This is a genomic window from Cupriavidus basilensis (assembly GCF_029335485.1).
In the GTDB taxonomy this organism is placed as follows: Bacteria; Pseudomonadota; Gammaproteobacteria; order Burkholderiales; family Burkholderiaceae; genus Cupriavidus; species Cupriavidus basilensis_E.
In genome coordinates, this window is record NZ_JARJLM010000432.1 from 1 (window position 1) to 4,723 (window position 4,723).

The following is a 4,723-nucleotide window of genomic DNA, read 5'->3' on the forward strand; positions in this document are numbered from 1 at the left end:
GCCAGGGGCGGCAACGAACTGACGCAGTCCCGCTCAGACCAGCCCGATATCCACCGCCCGGGTATCGGGGAAGACATGGGCCAGGCGCGCATCGTCCAGCCCATACAGGCGCTTGAACATGCCGCCCAGCATCGCGCGATATTCGTTGAGCACCGGCCAGTCGCGGTTCTGGTTCAGCGTGCGCTGCTCCACCGCCACCTGCTCGCCGGCGATGCGCCCGCCGCGCACCGCGCCACCCGCTACCCAGTACACGGTGCCGTGGCCGTGATCGGTGCCGCGCGTGCCGTTCTCGCGGAAGGTGCGGCCAAACTCCGAGACCACCACCACCGTGGTCTTGCTCCACACCGGCCCCATTTCCTCGGCGAATCCGGCAACGCCGCTGCCGAGGTTATCCAGCAGGTTGGCCAGTTGCCCCTGCGCGCCGCCCTGGTTCACGTGCGTGTCCCAGCCGCCCACGTCGATAAAGCCAAGGTTGAAGCGATCGCGCATCAGGCCCGCCATGCGCCGCGCTTCCACCTCGAAACCCTTGGCGCTGAGCGCGCGGCGGTTGGCCGCCTGCATCTCCTGCATGCGGCCGGCCATCTCGGGCTCGGCGCCAGGCTGCGAGGCGGCAGCCGCCAGCATGGCGTTGCGGCGCTGCATGGCCTCGGCTTCCTGCGCCACGGTCTGGCGCAGCTCGAAGCCTTCGTCGATCAGCGACTCGAAACGCGTGCCGTGATACATCTGCGCCAGCACGCGGGTCTGGCGTTCGTCGAAGGGCGTGCGTCCGGTGCCTTTGAGCGAGACATTGGGCACGGTGAGCCCCCCGCTCAGTACCAGCGGCAGGCCATCGGTGAAGGCCACCGGCGCGGCGCGGCCGCCCATGGACTGGGCGAGGCGGTTGAGAAAACCGCTGCCGCGCAGCGATGCGTCGGCATGGCCGCTGCCCTTCCCGTTCCCGGCCAGCGGCAAGCCAGCCTCGACGCCGTCCTGCGTCTCGAAGTGGCTGCGCGACAGATCGTCGGTACCGGCAAAGGGCACGAAGGCGATCTGCTGCTTTTGCCACAGCGGCAGCAGGCTGTCCTTGAGCGCGGGATGCAGTGCCCAGCTATCGATACCCCTGGGCGCAGCGCCGCCGAAGGCCGAGCCGAGCGACAGCGCCGCGCGCGGATCGGCCGGCGCGCCCGCCGCCACCGGCCTGGCAATGGCGATAGTGGGGCGGGATGCATAGTAGAAATCGCTGCCCGCCGGCACCAGCACATTGGTGGCGTCGTAGCCGCCGCGCAGGAACACCAGCAGGAAACGCGCATCGGCCTGCTGGGGCAGCGCATAGGCGCGCGAGACAATGCCCGGAGCCAGCGTGGCCAGTCCGGCCAGCCCGGCGCGCTTGAGCCATTCACGTCGTTGCATGGTGTGCTCCTTTCCGCTTTGCGCTTTGCGCTTTCAATCCTGCATCCAGTCCGGCGAAGACAGCAGGATGGTGTTCCACTCCGCCTGCGAAGTGGCTTGCGCCATGGCATGCCGCGTGGCGGGCCCGAGCATGGGTTCGATGCTGTCGAAGAAGACACGATTGCTCAGCAGCGGAAAGCCAGCCTGGGCCGCGGGCTTGCCATCGTCGCCGGTGAACAGGCCGGCCTGCCCCGAGCCGATCGTGCGGGCGATCTCGAACCGCTTGACCATCTGCCCCGAGCTGGCCCAGGCGCTCTCCGCGGCCGGGTAGCCATCGGGCGTGATACGGCCGTAGAGCGGTTCGCCGAGCTGGTTGAGCCAGTTGATGGCAGGGCGCAGGTTGGCCACCGTGCGCCCGTCATAGGCCAGCCGCAGCGACGACACCACGAACCGCATCGGGTCCTTGAACTTGCGCGTGCCCGAGGCCTCCGTGGCGTTCATCTCCGGCGACAGGAACATGGTGCGCAGCACTGCCGCAATGTCGCCGTCGCTGTGCGCAAAGGTGCCGGCCATGCGGTCGACCAGTGCAGGCGGCGGCGTATCGGCAACGAAATATGCGGCCAGCTTGTAGGAGATGAAGCGCGCGGTGGCGGGGTCGCGGCTGAGTAGGTCGACCGCCTGCTCCACCTCGTGGAAGCCCGTGGGTTCGATGCGGCGGCCAAGGAAAACCTTGGGACCGAAATCGTGCCGGTTCGGGTTGAACTCGAACAGGCCGTTGGCACGATAGAGCGCCTGCTTTTGCGGCGGCAGCTTGGGCGGCTGCCCGCCGGCGCTGACGCCGAGCCCGGTCAGGATGCGGGCCAGCTCCTGCACGTCCTGTTGCGTATAGCGCGAGCCGCTGGGGCCGCCCGATACGCCCAGCGTATGCAGCTCCATCAGCTCGCGTGCGTAATTCTCATTGATGCGGTTGACAGCGCTTTGCGCATTGTCGAGATAGTCGAGCATGGCCGGCGAGGTCACGGTGGCCATCAGCAGGTCGCGGAACCTGCCAAGCGCGTGCGCGCGCACCGCCTTGTCCTCGTAGTCGGCCAGCACCCAGCGCACCGTGCCCTTGCCCGAATGCACGCTGAAGTGGTTCATCCAGAACCAGGTCATCTGCTCGCGCAGTTGCGCCGGCGAGTACAGCGCGCGCAGCAGGTGACGGCGGCTGGTATCGATCAGCACGTCGTTGCCGGTGCGGCCCAGCGCCTGGCTTGCCTTCTGTTTTTCGTCAGGGTCGGTCAGGGTATTGATGCGCTGCTGCTCGGCGCGCACGGCGAGCAGCCTCTGTTCGGCGCTTTGCCGGGAAATGCTCAGCGCGCCGATGGCGGCGGCAAGCTCGCCGGTGTCGGTAGCCGGTGCCTTGAGCTGCTCGTCGAGGAAGCGCTCGCGGCCCACCTTGCGCAAGTGATCGATCGAAGCCTGGTTGGCCCCGAAGGTGACGCTGTTCAGCCAGTGCAGGTCCGCCGGCTTCAAGGCCGCCCCGGGCGCGCCGCCGGTCTGCGCGTCGCCGCCCAGCGCGCACGCGCCCAGCAGGCAGGCAACCGAGCCTGAAACCAATGCCGACATCAGACGTGTAAAGCCGAAAGTCATGGCTAGCCTGCCTCGAACGCGTACGGTGACACCGCTCTTACGCGATCGAGCCGGTTTTGGTTGACGTGGATCGCGGTAAGTGAATGTATCAACAGGTCACGCTCGACAAGGAAGGGAAAGGTGCCCAGGCGGATTGCCCCCAAGTGAGGGAACGGTTCGAGCTTGACAAGACCAGGTGCGGCGCGCCGGGCGCACGCCCCCTTCATGCCGCCGCGCAAACCCGCGGCATGGCACGCAGGGTCAAGACCCAGAACGCCAGCGCGGCGGCACTGATGGCGGCGCCGAGCACGCACACGCCAGACCAGCCGGCCAGTGCATAGGCGTGGGTGGAAGCAATCGACCCGGCACCGCTACCCAGCGCGTAGAACAGCATATAGCAGCCCACCAGCCGGCTATGGGCTTCCGGCCGCACGCGAAACACCAGGCTCTGGTTGGTGACATGGATGGCCTGCCCCGCCAGGTCCAGCACGATCACGCCGGCGACCAGCAGCCACAGCGATTGCCCGGCGAAGCCCAGCGGCAACCAGCAGGCCAGCAACAGTATCAGCGCCACGCCGGTGGTCCACTGGCCAAGGCCGCGGTCGGCCAGGCGCCCGGCATGCGTCGCCGCCAGCGCGCCGGCCGCCCCCACCAGCCCGAAGGCGCCGATGGCCGTATGCGACATCGAATACGGCGGCGCGCTCAGCGGCAGCACCAGGGCGGTCCAGAACACGCTGAACGCGGCGAACATCAGCATGGCGAGCACGCCGCGGATCTGCAGCGTGCGTTCGCTCGCCAGCAGCGTGAACATCGAGCCCAGCAGGCGCGCATAGCTTATCCGCAGCGGCGCGCTGGCCTGGCGCGGCAGGCAGCGCGCCAGCAGCGCGATCATCAGCAGGGCCAGCACGCCGGAGACCACGTACACCGCGCGCCAGCCGGCCAGGTCGGCCAGCACGCCCGCCATGGCGCGCGCCATCAGCAGCCCGATCACCACCCCGCCCTGCGCCGCCCCCACCACGCGGCCGCGTTCGGCGGGCGCCGCCAGCGTGGCGGCGAAGGCGATCAGCCCCTGCGTCATGGCAGTACCCAGCAGGCCCAGGGTGAGCATGCCGGCCAGCAAGGCAACCCGCGTGGATGCCAGTACCACCAGGCCCAGCGCCATGGCCAGCAGCAGCAACTGCAGCAGGATCAGCCGGCGCCGGTCGAACAGGTCTCCCACCGGCACCAGCAGCAACAGCGCCAGCGCGCAGCCGGCCTGCGTGGCGGTGATCACGATCCCCACCGCGCCGTAGCCGAAGCCGAACTCATGGGCCATGGCGTCGAGCAAAGGCTGCGCGTAATACACATTGGCCACGCTAAGCCCGCACGCCAGCGCGAACAGCCAGACCAGCGACGATGGCATCGAAGGCGCCGCCGCGCCGGGTTCGGCGGCCGGGGACGGCACGATGGCGCCGGTGGCCGCGCCTCCTGGATTGAAAGCCATGACATGCTCCATTTGGTTTCGTAAAAAAACCAGGTGGAGTTTAACCGTCATGGTTTTTTAAAGCAACCAGAGTGGGGGCATGCCGGTCGATCCGGGCGAAAGACCGAAAAGCCGTTGGCCAAGACCTTGCCGCGGGAATGGCTAATCAGTGGCGCTTTCGGCGCACCGGCAAGGTCGGGAGGTATATCGTATAGTAGCGATATTAATTTTGTGAGAAGCAGATATTTGTTTCGCCAGCCCACGAAACAACGATCCCTTCCC

At 67.8% G+C, this 4,723-nt stretch carries 4 protein-coding genes; all 4 read right to left on the reverse strand.

The window, feature by feature from the left end:
* Positions 1-33 precede the first annotated feature (33 nt).
* Positions 34-1,389 carry a DUF1501 domain-containing protein gene (locus P3W85_RS25935; protein WP_276266858.1) on the reverse strand — a complete coding sequence of 452 codons (1,356 nt, stop codon included), beginning with the start codon at positions 1,387-1,389 and terminating at the stop codon, positions 34-36.
* Positions 1,390-1,422: 33 nt separating this feature from the next.
* On the reverse strand, positions 1,423-3,000 hold the full coding sequence (locus P3W85_RS25940; RefSeq protein ID WP_017229851.1) for a DUF1800 domain-containing protein: 1,578 nt from the start codon (positions 2,998-3,000) through the stop codon (positions 1,423-1,425).
* Between the two features lie 202 nt (positions 3,001-3,202).
* Entirely contained in the window at positions 3,203-4,462 is a 1,260-nt protein-coding gene (locus P3W85_RS25945) for an MFS transporter (protein WP_430869620.1), read from the reverse strand.
* 47 nt (positions 4,463-4,509) lie between these two features.
* Positions 4,510-4,723: hypothetical protein (locus tag P3W85_RS25950; protein ID WP_276266859.1), on the reverse strand; the 214-nt coding region annotated here is incomplete at its 5' end.